Source organism: Saccharopolyspora gloriosae (genome assembly GCF_022828475.1).
GTDB lineage: Bacteria > Actinomycetota > Actinomycetes > Mycobacteriales > Pseudonocardiaceae > Saccharopolyspora_C > Saccharopolyspora_C gloriosae_A.
Genome location: NZ_CP059557.1, coordinates 290171 through 307092, shown reverse-complemented (window position 1 = coordinate 307092; position 16922 = coordinate 290171). Strand labels below are relative to the sequence as shown.

Sequence of the window (16922 nt, the reverse complement as noted above, 5' to 3'; positions counted from 1 at the left end):
CCGCCGTTCATGCGTCGCCCCTCTCCGAGGCAACGAACCCCACCCGATGAGCTGATCAGGGATTTTCCCCAGCGCCGCCGTTGAATGACGTTGACCGGGCAGGGGCATGTGGGTAGCTTCCGGATTCCATCCATCATGTGGTGGACGACTTTCCGCCCTCGCCCGCCGACCCCGAACCGGCGCCCCGCCACGGGACTGTGGGCAACAGCCCCAGGAGGTCCCCCGTGGGCTCGAAACGGTCTCGCCGACTCACGGCGGCCCTCGGCAGCGCGGTAGCGGTGCTCGCCGTCGGCGGCGGACTCTCCGCCGCGGGCGCCCAGCAGCCGCCCGCTCCGTCCGTGCACAGCGCGGTCGATCCCTCCGTCAAGGCGAAGGTGCAGGCCATGACGCTGGAAGAGAAGGTCGGCCAGCTCTTCGTGACCTACGCCCACGGGCGCACCGCCGACACGGTGCACCCGCAGAACCAGGTCGAGTTCGGCGTGGACACCCCGGCGCAGGTGGTGCAGCGCTACCACCTGGGCGGACTGATCCACTTCAACTGGACCGACAGCCTCTACGACCCGAAGCAGCTCGCGGAGCACTCCAACGGCGTGCAGCAAGCCGCGGTGTCCTCCGGAGCCGGGGTGCCGCTGTTGATCTCCACCGATCAGGAGCAGGGGCAGGTGACCCGGATCGGGGAGCCCGCTACGCAGCTGCCCGGCAACATGGCACTGGGCGCGGGCCGCAGCCCGCAGGACGCCGAGACGTCCGCGCGGATCACCGGCGAGGAACTGCGCGCGATGGGGCTGAACCAGAACTTCGCGCCGAGCGGCGACGTGAACGTGAACCCGGCGAACCCGGTGATCGGGGTGCGTTCCTTCTCCTCCGACCCGGCGCTGGCCGCACAGCTGTCGGCGGCCGCGGTGCGCGGCTACCAGGATCCGGGCGCGGCAGGGGTCGCCGCGGCGGTCAAGCACTTCCCCGGCCACGGGGACACCAACCAGGACAGCCACACCTCGCTGCCGGTCATCGAGCACACCCGGGAGCAGTGGGAACAGCTCGACGCCCCGCCGTTCCGGGAGGCCATCGCCGCGGGCACCGATGTCGTGATGAGCGGCCACATCGTGGTGCCGAAGCTGGACGACTCGGGCGAGCCGTCGACGCTGTCGCCCGCCGTGCTCAACGGGATGTTGCGTGACGAGCTGGGCTACCGGGGCGTGATCGCCACCGATTCGCTGCAGATGGACGGAGTGCGGACCCAGCACCCGGACGCGGAGATCCCGGTGCTGGCGTTGCAGGCGGGCGCCGACCAGCTGCTGATGCCGCAGAACCTGCCGGTGGCGATCGACGGCGTGCTGGGCGCGGTGCGCTCGGGGGCGCTGACCGAGGAACGCATCGACGCCAGCGTCGAACGGATCTTGGAACTGAAGCGCAAGCGCGGCGTGCTGGACGCGCCGTTCGTCGACCCGGCCAAGGTCGACGAGCTCGTCGGCAACGCCGAGCACCGGAAGCAGGCTCAGCGGATCACCGACCGCACGACGACGGTGCTGCGCAACGACGCGAACGAGCTGCCGCTGCGGGATCCGGGCCGGGTGCTGGTCACCGGCGCAGGGGACGAGGCGACGAAGGTTCTGGCCGAGCGGATCGGGGTTCGCGGGCCGCAGGCGACGGCGCTGCCGACCGGCATGGAGCCGACGCCCACCCAGGTCGCGCAAGCCGTGGACGCGGCCAAGGACCACGACACGGCGGTGGTGCTCACCAACGCGGCGTGGAACGAGGACAACAGCCCGCAACGCGTGCTGGTGCGCGAGTTGCAGGCCTCCGGCGTGCGGGTGATCGCGGTCCCGGTGCGGGACCCGTACGACGCGGCGTACGTGGAGTCGGTGCCCACCTGGGTGACGACGTACTCGGACAAGCCGGTGGCGATGGAGTCGCTGGCGCGGGTGCTGCTCGGCGAGGTCGCCCCGACCGGGAAGCTGCCGGTTCCGGTGCCCGACCCGGACGGTCCCGGAACGGAGCGCTTCCCGTTCGGCCACGGATTGAGCTGGTGACCTGATGCCGCTGAACAGGCGGGGTTTCCTGACGTCGACCGCGCTCACCGCCCCGCTGCTGGGCGCGGGCAGCGCATGCGCCGCCGCCCCGGAAGAGGCCACGTCCGAGCCGGTGCGCACGGGCGCGGACGTGCTGGCCGCGGAAGGCTGGCAGCGGCTCACCGGGCGCAGGCTCGGGGTGATCACCAACCCGACCGGGGTGCTGGCGTCGCTGGAGCACGTGGTGGACGCGATGCACGGGAGCGGGGCGGTGGACATCGCCGCGGTGTTCGGTCCCGAGCACGGTTTCCGGGGAACGTCGCAGGCCGGCGGCTCGGAGGGCGACGTCACGGATCCGCGCACCGGGATTCCGGTGTACGACGCGTACGGCGCGGACGTGCCTGCGCTGGCGGGCATGTTCCGCAAGGCCGGGGTGCAGCAGGTCGTGTTTGACATCGCGGACGTCGGCGCCCGCTTCTACACCTACGTCTGGACGATGTACGAGGCGATGCGGGCGGCCGCCGAGGTCGGCGCGGGGTTCATGGTGCTGGACCGGCCGAACCCGATCGGCGGGCACCAGGTGGCGGGTCCCGTCCTGGATCCGCGGTTCGCCTCCGGGGTGGGGCTGCTGCCGATCGCCCAGCAGCACGGCATGACGATCGGCGAGCTGGCGAAGATGTTCGACGCCCGGTTCCTCGACGTTCCGCTGCGCGACCGCCTGGAGGTGGTGCGGGTCGAGGGCTGGCGGGGCCGCGGCGCGGAGCCTGCGGTGCCGTGGGTTCCGCCGAGCCCGAACATGCCGACGCCGGACACCGCGATGGTGTACCCGGGAACCGGGTTGTTCGAGGGCACGGTGCTGTCCGAAGGCCGGGGCACGACGCGGCCCTTCGAGATCATCGGAGCGCCCGGTATCGACTGGCGGTGGGCCGAGGAGTTGAACGCGGCCGGGTTGGAGGGGGTGCGGTTCCGCGAGACCTACTTCGTGCCGACGTTCTCCAAGCACGCCGAGAAGACCTGCGGCGGCGTGCAGTTGTACCGGCACGGCGAGCTGGATCCGGTGCGGGTGGCGATCACCATGCTGGTCACGGTGAGGCGGCTGTACCCGCAGGCGTTCGGCTGGCGCCCGGACGGCATGTTCGACAAGTTGGCCGGTACCGACCGGGTCCGCACCATGATCGACGCGGGCGCGGAGGTGGACGAGATCGTCGGTTCCTGGGAAGCCGAATTGGCCGAGTTCCGCCGGTCGCGGGGACGCTATTCGCTGTACCGGTGACGTTCGAGGGGTGGGGTCCGTGATGCGCAGAACGCTGTCGGCGCTGGTTTTGGCATCGGTCACCGCGGCCACCGCGAGTCCCGCGTGCGCTTCGGCACCGGAGGGCGCGGGCGGCCGGTTCGACCGGCCGCAGGAGGGGTTCGCGGCCTCGGACACCGTGCTGCGGCCCGGTTCCGCGCAGGAGGCGGGGCTGGACGCGAAGCCGATCGACGCGGCCATGCGGCGGATCGCGACGTGGACCGAGCCGACGCCGGGCCGCGAGCACCCGATGTACGCGGGCGCGGTGGCGCTGCTGGCGCACGACGGCGTGGTGGTCCGCCAGGACGCGTTCGGCCGCGAGGTGCGCTACGCGGACGACAAGGGCACCGAGTTGCCGCCGCAACAGCAGGAGCCGATGCGGCCGGACACGATCTTCGACGTCGCGTCGATCACCAAGCTGTTCACCTCGATCGCCGCGCTGCAGCAGGTCGAGGACGGCACGGTGGATCTGGACGCGCCGGTCGCGCGGTACCTGCCGGAGTTCGGCGTCAACGGCAAGGAATCGATCACCGTGCGGCACCTGCTCACGCACACCTCGGGCCTGCAGGCCGAGGTGCAGTTGTGGAAGCTGCCGCCGCAGGAGCGGATTCCGCACGTCATGGGTTTGACGCCGCAGCACCCGCCGGGCTCGGGCTACGAGTACTCCGACCCGAACATGATCACGCTGGGCGTGCTGGTGGCTCGGATGGCGGGCGAGCCGCTCGACGAGGTGGTGCGCCACCGGATCACCGAGCCGCTGGGCATGGTCGACACGGGGTACAACCCGCCGCCGCAGAAGCGGGATCGGATCGCGGCCACCGAGTTCCAGGCGGACCCGCCGCGCGGCATGGTCCGCGGCGAGGTGCACGACGAGAACGCGTGGTCGCTGGGCGGGGTCGCCGGTGAGGCGGGGATCTTCTCCACCGCGCACGACCTGGCGATCCTGGGGCAGGCGCTGCTCAACGGCGGCGCTTACGGCGATACCGAGGTGCTGGACGAGGACTCGGTGGACCAGATGCTGACCGACTTCAACGGCGGCTTCCCCGGCAATTCGCACGGCTTGGGGTTCGAGCTGGATCAGCGCTGGTACATGGCCGGGCTCAGCAGCCCGCGGACGGCGGGGCACACGGGTTACACCGGTACGTCGCTGGTATTGGACCCGCTGTCGCGTTCGGTGGTGGTGCTGTTGACGAACCGGGTGCATCCGTCGCGGGAGTGGGGTTCGAACAACGAGGCGCGGCAGGTGCTCGCGCAGGGGATGGCGGAGTCACTGGCGGTGCGACCCGTGCGCGGTTCGCGGGAGTGGACGGCTTCCGCTTCGGTTCCCGCGACGTTGACGACGCGGGAGTTGGGGCCGGTCGCCGGGCCGGTGCGGGTGGCGTTCGATTCGTTCGTGGACACCCAGCGGGACGCGGACGGCGCCGACCCGCTCCGCGTTGAGTCCAGTACGGACGGTGGCAGGTCGTGGCAGCCGGTGCCGGTGACGGCGGACGGCGAAGGGGCTCCCGAAGGTCCGCAGCAGGACCTGACGGCGTCCGGCCACCGCGCGTGGTGGCAGGTGCGCGGCACGGTCGACGCACAGCCGGGCCGGCGGGTGCTGCTGCGCTGGCGCTACGCACCGGACGACCAGTACGTGGGACGCGGAGTGCTGCTGGACGGCATCTCCGTCGCGGATCAGGAGCGCACGCTGCTCGACGGCGAGCGCGAACCCCATGGCCTCACGCCGCAGGGCTGGCGGCAGGTCGACCGCTGACGGCCTGTTCCCCGAACGGGCGAAACGGATCGCGAACCGGAATAGCGGCCGCGATCACGGTGTCGTTCCTGGTGTTCATCGTCGAGCGCCAGGAGGCAGTGCCATGTCCGTGATTCCGCGGGAACTGGAAGAGATCCTCGGCAAGCGCGCTTTCGCGCACATCGCCACCCTCGGCCCGCGTGGCGAGCCGCAGTCCAGCCCGGTGTGGATCGACTGGGACGGCACGCACCTGAAGTTCAGCCAGACCACGGCCAGGCAGAAGTTCCGGAACCTGCAACGGGATCCGCGCATCGCGCTGTCCGCGCACGATCCGGACAACCCGTACCTCTACGTCGAGATCCGCGGCCGGGTCGTCGGAGCGGAACCGGACCCGGAGAACGCGTTCATCAACAAGATGGCGAAGAAGTACACCGGCGAGGACACCTACCAGTGGGGCCAACCGGGAGATGAACGCGTGGTCGTGCTCGTCGAACCGGAACACGTGCCGGGCTGAACCTCGGCGGGGCACCTGGTGATCGCGCACCACGTGACCCGCGGGTTCCGCCGCGCCGCCCAGCGCGTTCCTGAGCGCAGACCAGCATCATCTTCGGCAGCTTCACGTTCATCTTCTTCACCGAAGGCGCGATCATGGCGGGGGCCTGGAAGTCGAGCTCGGCGTGCGGCTGTGGCCGGGGTACCTGATCACGACGCTGATCGTGGTGGCGCTGGTCGTCTACGGCAGGAAGCCGTTGAGCAGGCTCCAGGCGTGGACGGGTGGACACCGGTTACACGTGCCACGTGCGCGAGCAGGACTTCGAACGCCCCGACGCACTGGCCTGTCGCGCACGAGGCCGTGGTCTGCTCGTTGTGCGTCACCACCGATTGAGCACGTGCTGCCCGCGGATCCACCTCGACGTTGACGATCAGTTGGTTTCGGGGCTCGGCAGGTGCGGGCCGAGGTAGCCGATGTGGACGGCGGCGGTGTCGCCTCGGGTGTCGTCGAGGTAGTGCAGCCGGGGAGCGACTCCGCCGCTGCGGTCGATCTTGACGTGGGCGCCGAAGAAGGCGTGACCCGCGGCGTCGACCTCCGCCGGTACCGGGAAGGTGCGGGCGTTGCGGAATCGCGGCGTGTTGACCACCATCTCGGTCTCCCCGGAGGCGATCGAGCTCGCGCTGATCCCCCGTTCGCCGCCGTGCGCCCGCACGTAGTGCGCGAATCCGCGCAGGTCGAGTCGGCCGTGGTCGGTGGCGGCCGCCCGGTCCCGCGCGTAGGAGTCCAGCAGGATCAGCACGTTCCAAGTCCGCCGCAACCACTGCGCACTGCGCCGATGACCGTCCAATGCGGACGGTTCGACTTGGGGGCCGATGCGGAGCGCGGGCAGGTCGCGGCGGACGGCGGTGAGCAGGTCGGCGAAGCAGGCGGGCGTTGCGGCCGGTCGACCGCCTGCCGTGTCGGCGTCGGTGTCGGTGTCGGTGTCGGTGTCGGTGTTCGGGGCACCGCTCGGAACGGAGTCCTGGTCGTCCGCGCGGACGACGCGTTGCAGCGCGGCCACACGGTGCCGCAGCAGGATCAGCTCGTCCTCGGCTTCGTCCAATTCCGCCGCGTACAGCTCCGATTCCAGTTCGGCGTCCCGCGCCGCGCGCCACGTCGCAGGCACCGAACCGGACCGCAGTTGCTCGTCGGCCTCGTCGCGTTCCCGCCGCAACCGCACCGTCAGCTCCGCGAGCCGCCGCCGGGAACGAACCGCCCGCTGCTCCTGCGCCCGCAACCGTTCCGCGCCCGCGTGCCGTTCGGCGAGCACCTCCGCCGCGGATTCCGCCTGGTCACGGGCGACGTTCTCTTGCTGAGCCGCCGCGCTGAGCCGGTTGCGCAGCACCCGCGCTCCGCCGTCGTCCGGAGCGGGCAGCCAGCGCAGTGCCCCGCCGCGGGTGTCCTCGGTGACCCGCCGGTCGTGCATCGGATCGAACAGCAGCGCCTGCCACGCCTCGCCCGCCATGCGGATGGCACCGCCGGCCCGCCACGTGCTCACCCGCAACACCGTGTCCACCAGCTCGCGCCAGGCTCCGGGGCGGTTGAACCGGTCCTGCGGGATCACCGGATCCTCGGCGTGCTCCACCCACCACGGCGGCAGGTAAAGCCGGGCCGCACGGGCGGGAATTCGGCGCCGGGGCGGCAGCAGCGCGTTCACGCGGTCGCGGACCGAGTCGTCGGCGGGCAGCAGCCCGCACAGCCCTCGGGTGGCGTTGCGGAAGCGCAGCAGCTCCGGCGGCAGCGGCCTGCCGACATCGCCGCTGTAGACGAGCACCGGCGAGTCCCGCATGCCTTCTTCGAAGGTGTGCACCAGGAAATCCACGTCTTCCAGGCCCACCAACGGATTCTGCTCGGTCAGCGAGTACACGCCACGCGAATCCCGCAGTCCCGCTTCGAGCATCCCCAGCTTCTGCACGGGCGTGACCTGGTCCCGGATCGACCAGGGCCGGGCGGCTTCGGCGTACACCAGGAAGGTGTTCCCGTCGTCCGCGCCGCGCGACACCACCAGCGCCGCGCGCACTGCGGAGGAGCCCTGCCCCCAGCTCGCTCGCCAGCGTCGCGGCAGGTCCGCACCGGGTTCACGGCCCGCGTCGATCAGCCGGATCTCCCCCGATTCGTGCGCCCGGACGAGCCACCGCTCGGCGTCCCGCAGCGAGACGTCGGCGTGCCCCGCCGCGCAGAACGCGTTGCGGTGCAGCGGTTTCGGCGCCCCGGTCTCGTCGATGCTCATCGCGCACCGAGTTCCGGTCCGACGTATCCGACGTGCACCGCGCCGGTCGTTCCGGCGGTGTCGTCCAGGTAGTGCAACGCGAACCTCGGGTCACCGGCGTGATCCAGCCGCATGAACGCGGGGAACGCCGCCCACCCGGACGGGTCGACCTCGGTCGGTACCCGGAAGGTGACGGCGGCGAGGTGCTCGGCATCCGAGTCCGGGTTTCCGGGCGGCGGCGCAATTCCTCCGGCGCGCAGGTGCTCGGCGAGCGAGCCGTCGGGAGCGGCGGCGTAAGAGCCGAGCAGGTCCAGCACCTGCCCGCACCGCCGCGTCCGCGCATCGTCGAGGCACCCGATCTCCTCCCGGACTCCCGGGCCGAAGCACACCCCGGCCGGTTCCGGCAGCCGGATCGGATCGGGCGCCACGGGCCTGCCGAGCTCGGTGAGCAGCTGATTCTCCTCGTCCCGCAACCGTTCCAGTTCCCGCTCGCAGTCGGCGAGCCGCTGCGCTCCGGCTCGCGTCGAACGCACCGCCGCGTCCCGCCGACGGCGGGCGGCGCCGAGGGAGGTGCCCGCGAGCCGATCCCGCGCCGCGTCCCGTTCGGCGCGCAACCGCAGCGCGGCATCGGCCAGCCTGCGCCGGGACCGGTCGAGTCCGGTCAGCTTGGCGGCGACCTGCTCGATCTTGGTGTCCAGTCCGCTCACCGCCTCCGCTCGACGGGCCGCCGCCTCCTTGGATTCCGCTTGCCGCGCACCGGATCCTTGGATGCGCTGTCGCAGGTCGGACTTGTCCGCGCCGCCGGCGACCGCGAACCAGCGCTCCGCAGGCCCGGCCGGGACGTCGGCGACGCGCTCGTCGTGCCAGGCGGTGGCGAACAGCGTCGACCACAGCTCCGCGTCCGTCGTGCCGGGTTCCCGGCGCCGCGAGACCCGCAGCGCGAGTTCGACCGCGCCCGACCACGCCGCGGCGTCATCGACGTCCACTCCGGACAGTTGAGGGTCCGCGCGCTCAGCCGACCAGGCGACCGGGAGGAACAACCTGGCGCCCCGCCAGGGAATCCGCAGCCGCTCGGGCAATTCCACGGCGAGCCGCTGCGCCACGGCGTCCCCGACGAACACCACCGACGCGCAGCCCAACGTCGCCTTCCGGAACTCCGCCGACGGACGCGGCACCACCAACGGCCGCCCCGGTTCCCGGTCGATGTGGCGCACCAGCACCGCGGTCTCGCTGCGCCGATCCCGCGTGGCGGCGAGCAGCCCGGCCAGGTCGTCCGGGTCGTCGCGCAGCGTGGAGCCGGTGACGGCGAGCCCGCTGCGCGGATCGGCCAGCGGGAACCTCGCCAGGCCCGCCCGGATCAGCGGCGACGGCAGTCCGTGCCCCCACCCGGCGGGGCAACGAGCGGCGAACCACAACCGGACCTGCTCATCGCGCGCCAGCAGCACCAGCACCGCCGAGACCGGATCGCCGTCGCGCTGCCACGTCATCCGGCGCCGCACCGGCGCCGCCGGGTCGGCAGGGTCCAGGACACCCCGGTCGTAAAGCCGCACAGCGCCGGCCTCGTGCTGCTGAAGCAGGAACTCGGTGTGCTCGGCGACGGGCGTCGAGATCGACCCGGTCGCGCAGAACCACTCGGAGCCGAGGTCCGCTGGCCCGCTCATGTCACCCCGCTTCGCGCCGTCGGCGTCTGCACGAAGGGTAGCGAATCCGCGGTGCAACCCGGCGGCCGCCGAACCCCGTCCACCCGATGACAGGCTCCCACGCGCCCAAACCGGGCAACTCCCCCTCGCTGCGGGCATACCCGCATTGACCTGCACAGATCGGCGTTAGTAAGTTTCCCACATGGCCATTGACGAAGCCCCCGACGAAGCCGGTGCGAACAGTCCCCTGGTCCGCATCCGCTCCCTGCTCCCCGGTCTGGCCAAAGCCGAACAGCGGGTCGCCAACATCGTGCTGTCCGCGCCCGCCTCCATCGCGCGGCGCAGCATCACCGACGTGGCCGAGGCCGCGGGCACCAGCGAGACCACCGTGACCCGGTTCTGCAAGGCCATCGGGGTCGGCGGCTACCCGGACCTGCGCATCGCCCTCGCCGCCGACACCGCCCGCACCTCCAACCGGGACCGCGACCTGGGCGGCGACATCGAGCCGGACGACCGGCTGGACCAGATCATCGACAAGGTCGCCTACGCCGACGCGAAAGCCGTGGAGGAGACCGCGGGCCAGCTCGACGCGAACGCGTTGTCCGCCGTGGTGGACGCCGTCGCGCAGGCCCGCCGGATCGACGTCTACGGCGTCGGTGCCAGCGCCTTCGTCGCCCTCGACCTGCAGCAGAAGCTGCACCGCATCGGGCTGACCTGCTTCGCGTGGTCGGACACGCACGCGGCGCTGACCTCAGCGGCGCTGCTGCGCGACGGTGACGTGGCGCTCGGCATCTCGCACACCGGCGCCACCACCGAGACCACGGAGGCGCTGCGCGAAGCGGGCCACCGCGGGGCCGTCACGGCCGCGCTCACCAACTTCAGCCGCTCCCCCATCACCGAGATCGCCGACCACGTGCTCACCACGGCGGTGCGCGAGACGACCTACCGTTCCGGGGCGATGGCCAGCCGCATCGGCCAGCTCACCGTGATCGACTGCCTGTTCATCGGCGTGGCGCAACGCCGGATCGACGACACCAAGGCAGCGCTGGAAGTCACCTACGAGGCGGTCGGCGCGCACCGGCTCGGTGCCCGACCCGACCGCCGAAGGCACAAGGAGGACGGTCGATGAGCCGCAACACACCGGCGGACGAACCCGCTGTGCGAGTGAACGCGCCGACGGAGCGCACCAACGACCGGACCAGGGACATCGACCTGCTGCCGACGCTGGACATCCTGCAGGTGCTCAACGCCGAGGACCGCACCGTGCCGGAGGCCGTGGGGCGGGCGCTGCCCGAGCTGGCGCGCGCCGTGGATCTGGCGGTCACCGCGCTGCGCGGCGGCGGGCGGGTGCACTACGTCGGCGCGGGCACCTCGGGGCGGCTCGCGGTGCTCGACGCGGCCGAGCTCATCCCCACCTACAACGTGCCCGCGGACTGGGTCGTCGCGCACCAGGCCGGTGGCAGCGGCGCGTTCCAGAAACCCGTGGAGAACGCCGAGGACGACACCGAATCCGGCGCGGCGGCGATCCGTTCGGCGGTGACGAGTTCGGACTTCGTGCTCGGGCTGACCGCCTCCGGTCGCACGCCGTACGTGCTGGGCGCGTTGCGCGCGGCCCGCGAGGTCGGGGCGGGCACCGCGTTGATGTCGGCGAACCCCGAATCGACCGGCACCGCCCCGGCGGATCTGACGATCGCGGTCGACACCGGCCCGGAACCGATCGCGGGCTCCACCCGGATGAAGGCGGGCACCGCGCAGAAACTGGTGCTCACGTCGTTCTCCACGGCCGTGATGGTCCGGATGGGGCGCACCTACTCGAACCTCATGGTGAGCCTGCTCGCGACGAACGCGAAGCTGCGCGGCCGCACGGTGGGCATCCTGCAAGAGGCCACGAACGCGTCCGAGGACGAGTGCGCGCAAGCCCTCGGCGCCGCGGGCGGCGACCTCAAGACCGCACTCGTGCACTTGCTCACCGGCGCTGACGTCGAACGCGCGACGGCGGCGCTCGCCGTCTCCGACGGCCAAGTCCGCGAAGCCCTCCGCTCCCTCTCCGGCTGAAGCTCAGCCACGACCTGACGTCGAGTTCCGCAGCTGTCAGGGCATCCGCGTCGCGACGTGGCTGAAGGCCTCCAGGAGGCGGTTCCAGAAGCGTTCGGTGTCGAGGACCGTCGCCACGTCGGCGTTGTGGCGTGCCGCCGGGGCCTCGAAGTCCGTGACCGTCATGCCCGAGGTGAAGCGGCCGTGGGTCTCCACGTCCACGCGCGCGGGCACCGTGGTGACCAGGCTCGGGTCGAGCGCGAAGGCGACTGCGCAGGCGTCGTGCACCGCCGGGCCGAGCTCCCGGTACTGCGGGTGGCGGCCGTAGAAGTCCAGGATCGGCGAGAGCAGTTCCGCCTCCAACCGGCCCAGCACGCCGAACCGCCCGCGCACGTCGGCGGTGGCGCGGGCCTGCGCGGTGAGGTCGAGGCCGATCATCGTGGTGCGCCAGCCCGCGTCGAACACGACCGCGGCGGCCTCGGGGTCGGCGAGGATGTTGAACTCGGCGGCCGGAGTGCGGTTGCCGCGCGTGTACGAACCGCCCATGATCACGAACTCGCGCGCCCACTCGACGATCCGAGGCTCCTTGCGCACGGCGAGGGCGATGTTCGTCAGCGGCCCCACGGCGAGCAGGCTGATCCGTCCCGGCTCGGCCGCCAAGGTGTCGATGATGAAATCGACCGCGTGCCGGTCGACGACCCGAGTCGTGGCGCTCGGCAGCGTCACGCCGCCGAGACCGTTACCGCCGTGCACCTGGTCGGCCAGCACCGTCTCCCGCACCAGCGGCCGGTCCGCGCCCGCCGCGATCGGCACGTCCATGCCGTAGAACTCGGCCAGGCACAGCGCGTTGTTCGTGGTGTGGGCCAGGCCCACGTTGCCGGAGACGGTGCTGAGCCCGACGACTTCGAGCTCCGGGCGGCCGTGCGCGAACGCGATGGCCAACGCGTCGTCGATACCCGGATCGCAATCGATCAGGACCTTCTTCGGCACACTCGCTCCCTGTCGTTCGGGTATCTGTTCTTGCGTTGCTCGGGTGTCCGGGTGGCGGAACCTCAGCGGTCTGCTCGCTGCGGGATCGAGTTTCGAGCGGCTCCGCCACACGCAACATCGCCGTCCTCGCGAGAAGACGGCTCAGAACCGCCGGTGGCCCGGCTGCGTTGGTGGTCACCGCTCATCGGCTTCGCCGCCGGCAAGACACTGATCAAGGACCTGCACGTCGCGCTGCGAGGCTCAGGGTCAGGCTTCGACGGCGTCGGCGATGGACTTCGCTTCGCGCGCGCCGGTCTCCAACGCCGTGCAGCAGTGCACGATCCACCGCGCGACCCCGTCGGGTTCGCCGGTGGCGAACGCCTCGGCCGCGGCCGTGTAGTCGGGCTGCCGCCGGAAGTAGGCGACCTCCGGGACGACCAGTCCCTTCGGGTCGAGGCCGCTGCCGATCACGCTGAGCCGCGCGGCGGCCCGCGCGATGATCCCGTCGACCTCGCCGAACGGGGCCAGCGCGAGCAGTTCGCCGTGCACGATCGCCGCCTGCACGGGACCCGGCACGACTCCTTGGGACTTGCCGCCCGCGTCCGCGACCACCTGGGAGAGCAGGTCGAGCCTGCCGGACACGGCCTCGTCCGCTCTCGGCCTGCCGAGTCGGTCCGGGTCGCCGGGGAGATCGGCGGCGGCCAGCACGTGCAGTCGTGCCAAGGCCTGCAACGGGGCGCGCTGCCAGGTCGGCAGCAACGGCCCCAGTGCCTCCGCCACGCGCAGCGCGCCCGCCAGCAGCGGGTCGCTGACCTCGCCGCTGTCCGGGATCTCGGTGGCCCCACCGGCCACGGCGGCCGAGGCTCGTGCGGCGCGCACCGAGGCTTCGGCGCTGGTCGCGGGCCAGCCGCGGCGGTTCGCCGGGTGCCGGTGGATCTCGTCGATCGCGGTCCGCGCGGTGGCGACCGCGTCGGTGACACCGGGCAGCTCCAGCAGCGGGAGCAACGACTCTTGGGCACTCACGAGGCTGGACGCTACCTGCCGGTCGGTACGGCGAGCGGACAACCCATGTCTGCGGCCGACGATCATGTCGGGTCACGGCGTTGTCGCCCGATCGGTTGGCAACCTGATTGCAACGTTTTCGACCTGAGACTGACTCCCTGGTGCGAGCCCCGGAAAGATCCACTTGGCCGGGCATTGGTTCGCACCAATCATTTCCGGCTCTGTCGGAGTGAGCCCCATCGCACTACGGTCTACAAGACATCAGCCGTCCGCCAGCAGGGAGGTTCCCCGCAATGAGCCAGCCCGACGGGCCGAGCAAGACCCTGGACAACCTGCTCACCGAGAGCAGGACGTTCCCGCCGCCGGCGGAGTTCGCCGCAGCGGCCAACGCCACGTCGGAGATGTACGACAGGGCCGCGGCCGACCGGGAGGGGTTCTGGGCCGCCGAAGCCGAACACCTGCGCTGGGACACCAAGTGGGATCAGGTTCTGGACTGGTCCGACGCGCCGTTCGCGAAGTGGTTCGTCGGCGGCAAGCTCAACGTCGCCTACAACTGCGCAGACCGGCACGTCGACGACGGCAACGGTGACCGGGTCGCGATCCACTGGGAAGGCGAACCCGGCGACAGCCGCGACATCACCTACGCCGAACTGCAACGCGAAGTGAGCCGCACCGCGAACGCGCTCGCCTCGCTCGGCGTCGGCGCAGGCGACCGCGTCGCCATCTACCTGCCGATGCTGCCCGAGGCCGTCTTCTCGATGCTCGCCTGCGCGCGCCTCGGTGCGCTGCACAGCGTCGTGTTCGGCGGATTCTCCTCGGAAGCACTGCGCTCCCGGATCAACGACGCCGAGGCCAAGGTCGTCATCACCTGCGACGGCCAGTACCGCCGCGGCAAGGCCGCGCCGCTCAAGGCCAACGTCGACGAGGCCGTGGCGCACACGCCGAGCGTCGAGCACGTGCTCGTGGTCAAGCGCACCGCCATCGACGTGCAGTGGAACGAGCGGGACAAGTGGTGGCACGACGTCGTCGAGCCGCAGTCCGACCAGCACGACCCGGAGGTGTTCGACTCCGAGCACCCGCTGTTCATCCTCTACACCTCCGGCACCACCGGGAGCCCGAAGGGCATCCTGCACACCTCCGGCGGCTACCTCACCCAGGCCGCCTACACGCACCGCAACGTCTTCGACCTGAAGCCGGAGTCGGACGTGTACTGGTGCACCGCCGACATCGGCTGGGTCACCGGGCACACCTACATCGTGTACGGGCCGCTGGCCAACGGTGCCACGCAGGTCATCTACGAGGGCACGCCGAACAGCCCGCACGAGGGCAGGCACTGGGAGATCGTGCAGAAGTACGGCGTGACGCTGTACTACACGGCGCCGACCACGATCCGCACGTTCATGAAGTGGGGCGCGGAGATCCCCGCGAAGTACGACCTGTCCTCGCTGCGCGTGCTCGGCTCGGTCGGCGAACCGATCAACCCCGAGGCCTGGATCTGGTACCGGGATAACATCGGCGGCGGCAAGGCCCCGATCGTGGACACCTGGTGGCAGACCGAGACCGGCGCGATCATGATCTCGCCGCTGCCCGGTGTCACCGCGACCAAGCCCGGTTCGGCGCAGGTCACGCTGCCCGGCATCTCCGCGAAGATCGTCGACGAGACCGGCGAGGACGTCGGCCCCGGCGGTGGCGGCCTGCTGGTGCTGGACAAGCCGTGGCCGTCGATGCTGCGCGGCATCTGGGGCGACGACCAGCGCTTCAAGGACACCTACTGGTCGAAGTTCGCCGACCTCGGGTACTACTTCGCCGGTGACGGCGCGAAGTACGACGCCGACGGCGACATATGGCTGCTGGGCCGGGTGGACGACGTCATGAACGTCTCCGGACACCGCATCTCCACCACCGAGGTCGAATCGGCACTGGTGTCGCACCCGACGGTCGCGGAGGCCGCCGTGGTCGGCGCGAGCGACGCCACGACCGGGCAGGGCATCGTCGCGTTCGTGATCCTGCGCGGCAACGCCGCCGACGAGGCGGGCGGGGACGCGGCGCTGAAGGCGCTGCGCGACCACGTGTCGCACGAGATCGGCCCGATCGCGAAACCGCGGCAGATCATGGTCGTGCAGGAGCTGCCGAAGACGCGCTCCGGCAAGATCATGCGGCGGTTGTTGCGGGACGTGGCGGAGAACCGCGAGGTCGGCGACGTCTCGACGCTGGCGGACTCCTCGGTCATGGACCTCATCTCGAAGGGCCTGACCAAGAGCTCCGACGAGTGACCTCCGCCCAGTAGAACGGTTTCACCCGCAGAGCCCGGTTCCCGGAAGGGAGCCGGGCTCTGCCTCGCGCTCGACCGCAGGCCACGTCCGACATTCCCATTTTCGCCCTGCTCGCCTTCTTTACCGGCAAAACTCAGGACCGCCCGGAGGACAACCCCGCGGTCCGCCCCGCCGTCCAATGGATGGTCTCAAAAACCCCATGAGCAGGGAGTCACGTTGGTACGCAAAGCAAAGGTCCTGCCACGACTGGCCGCCGTCGGCGGCGTGCTCGCCGGGACGGCCGCCGCGTCGCTGGTGGCATCACCGGCAGGCGCCGAGGGCCTGCCGCAGGCGCCGGCATCATGCGAGGTCCACGAACTTCCCCTGCCGCCCGGCGTCAGCGGGGGCTCCGTGACCGGTTCCAGCCCGGACGGGCGAACGCTGCTGGGCTCCACCAGCAGAAATGGCGGGCCGGCGGAAACCGTCGTCATCTGGCGTGACGGGCAAATCGTCGACACGATCGAAGACGCGCCGAACACCCTGAGCGACATCAACTCCAACGGAGTGGCAGTGGGCGGCCACTTCGACGAGTACAGCGATGCTCGGCCGTGGGTCTACGACAACGGCCAGATCCGCGTGCTGCCCGGCGACGTGTCCCCGACGGCCATCAACGACTCCGGTCAGATCGTCGGGTACGACGCGAACGGGGCCGTGACCTGGGAACCCGGCTCCGACGAACCCGTTCCGCTGGAGGGCGGCGCCGCCGGTTCCGCGCACGACATCGCCGCGGACGGCACGATCGTGGGTACAGCCCCCGGCGAAGGCGGCACGGACGCCGTGTCCTGGCAGGACGGCGCGCTCCGCGTGCTGCCCCGCCCGGAGGGCTCGAAGCCGCAGGACCACCTGACGGCCGCCGAGATCAACGGGCCGTGGGTCATCGGCTCCGGCCCCGGCGGAACCGTGCGCTGGAACATCGAGACCGGCGCCGCCGAGAACATCCCGGACGTGTACGGGGACGACGGCGGGATCAACGAGCACGGCTGGCTCGTCGGAACCCAGCGGGCCGGGGACCGAGCCGTCCTGGTCGCGGACGGCCGGACCATCGAGCTGCCGCCGTACAAGAGCTACCCGATCCACGCTGCCCGCACCGTCAGCTCCGACGGGAGCGTCATCGGCGGCAGCGCCGTGATCCCCAAGGGCGATTCCCAGCCCGTGTACTGGTCCTGCGCCTGACGTCGGATCGACGGCCGGG

12 protein-coding genes are annotated in these 16922 nt (G+C 71.3%); 8 read left to right on the top strand and 4 right to left on the bottom strand.

The genetic code is table 11. The features are described from left to right. Positions 1-224: 224 nt before the first annotated feature. From H2Q94_RS01360 to H2Q94_RS01345, 4 genes are all read left to right on the top strand, one after another. Positions 225-2030: a glycoside hydrolase family 3 protein gene (locus H2Q94_RS01360; protein ID WP_243791153.1), complete on the top strand. Its 1806-nt coding sequence runs from the start codon at positions 225-227 to the stop codon at positions 2028-2030. Between the two features lie 4 nt (positions 2031-2034). Next, positions 2035-3282: an exo-beta-N-acetylmuramidase NamZ family protein gene (locus H2Q94_RS01355; RefSeq protein WP_243791151.1), complete on the top strand. Its 1248-nt coding sequence runs from the start codon at positions 2035-2037 to the stop codon at positions 3280-3282. A gap of 22 nt (positions 3283-3304) precedes the next feature. Further along, the gene (locus H2Q94_RS01350; protein ID WP_243791148.1) at positions 3305-5053 is read left to right on the top strand and encodes a serine hydrolase domain-containing protein; all 1749 of its coding nucleotides are present in this window, start codon (positions 3305-3307) and stop codon (positions 5051-5053) included. A 103-nt stretch (positions 5054-5156) separates the two neighbouring features. Beyond that, positions 5157-5546 carry a PPOX class F420-dependent oxidoreductase gene (locus tag H2Q94_RS01345; RefSeq protein ID WP_243791146.1) on the top strand — a complete coding sequence of 130 codons (390 nt, stop codon included), beginning with the start codon at positions 5157-5159 and terminating at the stop codon, positions 5544-5546. Between the two features lie 409 nt (positions 5547-5955). On the opposite strand, the gene H2Q94_RS01340 is transcribed toward H2Q94_RS01345, so the two are convergent. Further along, positions 5956-7794, bottom strand: coding sequence for a hypothetical protein (locus H2Q94_RS01340; protein ID WP_243791143.1), 1839 nt, complete (start codon positions 7792-7794; stop codon positions 5956-5958). Beyond that, positions 7791-9434, bottom strand: a complete 1644-nt coding sequence (locus H2Q94_RS01335) for a hypothetical protein (protein WP_243791141.1) — start codon at positions 9432-9434, stop codon at positions 7791-7793. Before H2Q94_RS01335 ends, H2Q94_RS01340 begins: the two co-directional genes overlap by 4 nt. Positions 9435-9615: 181 nt before the next feature. Between H2Q94_RS01335 and H2Q94_RS01330 the strand changes: the two genes are divergently transcribed. Together H2Q94_RS01330 and murQ are read left to right on the top strand one after the other, a co-directional pair. Further along, a complete protein-coding gene (locus tag H2Q94_RS01330; protein WP_243791138.1) occupies positions 9616-10542 on the top strand; it encodes a MurR/RpiR family transcriptional regulator in 927 nt (308 codons plus the stop codon). After that, complete coding sequence (gene murQ, locus H2Q94_RS01325) at positions 10539-11468, top strand: N-acetylmuramic acid 6-phosphate etherase (RefSeq protein WP_243791136.1); 930 nt, start codon at positions 10539-10541, stop codon at positions 11466-11468. Before H2Q94_RS01330 ends, murQ begins: the two co-directional genes overlap by 4 nt. A 36-nt stretch (positions 11469-11504) precedes the next feature. Here murQ and H2Q94_RS01320 read toward each other — a convergent pair whose 3' ends face one another. Next, positions 11505-12437 carry a nucleoside hydrolase gene (locus H2Q94_RS01320; protein WP_243791134.1) on the bottom strand — a complete coding sequence of 311 codons (933 nt, stop codon included), beginning with the start codon at positions 12435-12437 and terminating at the stop codon, positions 11505-11507. Between the two features lie 246 nt (positions 12438-12683). Further along, complete coding sequence (locus H2Q94_RS01315; protein ID WP_243791131.1) at positions 12684-13439, bottom strand: Fic family protein; 756 nt, start codon at positions 13437-13439, stop codon at positions 12684-12686. 272 nt (positions 13440-13711) lie between these two features. Between H2Q94_RS01315 and acs the strand changes: the two genes are divergently transcribed. Together acs and H2Q94_RS01305 are read left to right on the top strand one after the other, a co-directional pair. Next, positions 13712-15691, top strand: coding sequence for an acetate--CoA ligase (gene acs, locus H2Q94_RS01310; protein WP_243791129.1), 1980 nt, complete (start codon positions 13712-13714; stop codon positions 15689-15691). A 216-nt stretch (positions 15692-15907) separates the two neighbouring features. Continuing rightward, the gene (locus H2Q94_RS01305; protein WP_243791127.1) at positions 15908-16903 is read left to right on the top strand and encodes a hypothetical protein; all 996 of its coding nucleotides are present in this window, start codon (positions 15908-15910) and stop codon (positions 16901-16903) included. Positions 16904-16922: the final 19 nt, after the last annotated feature.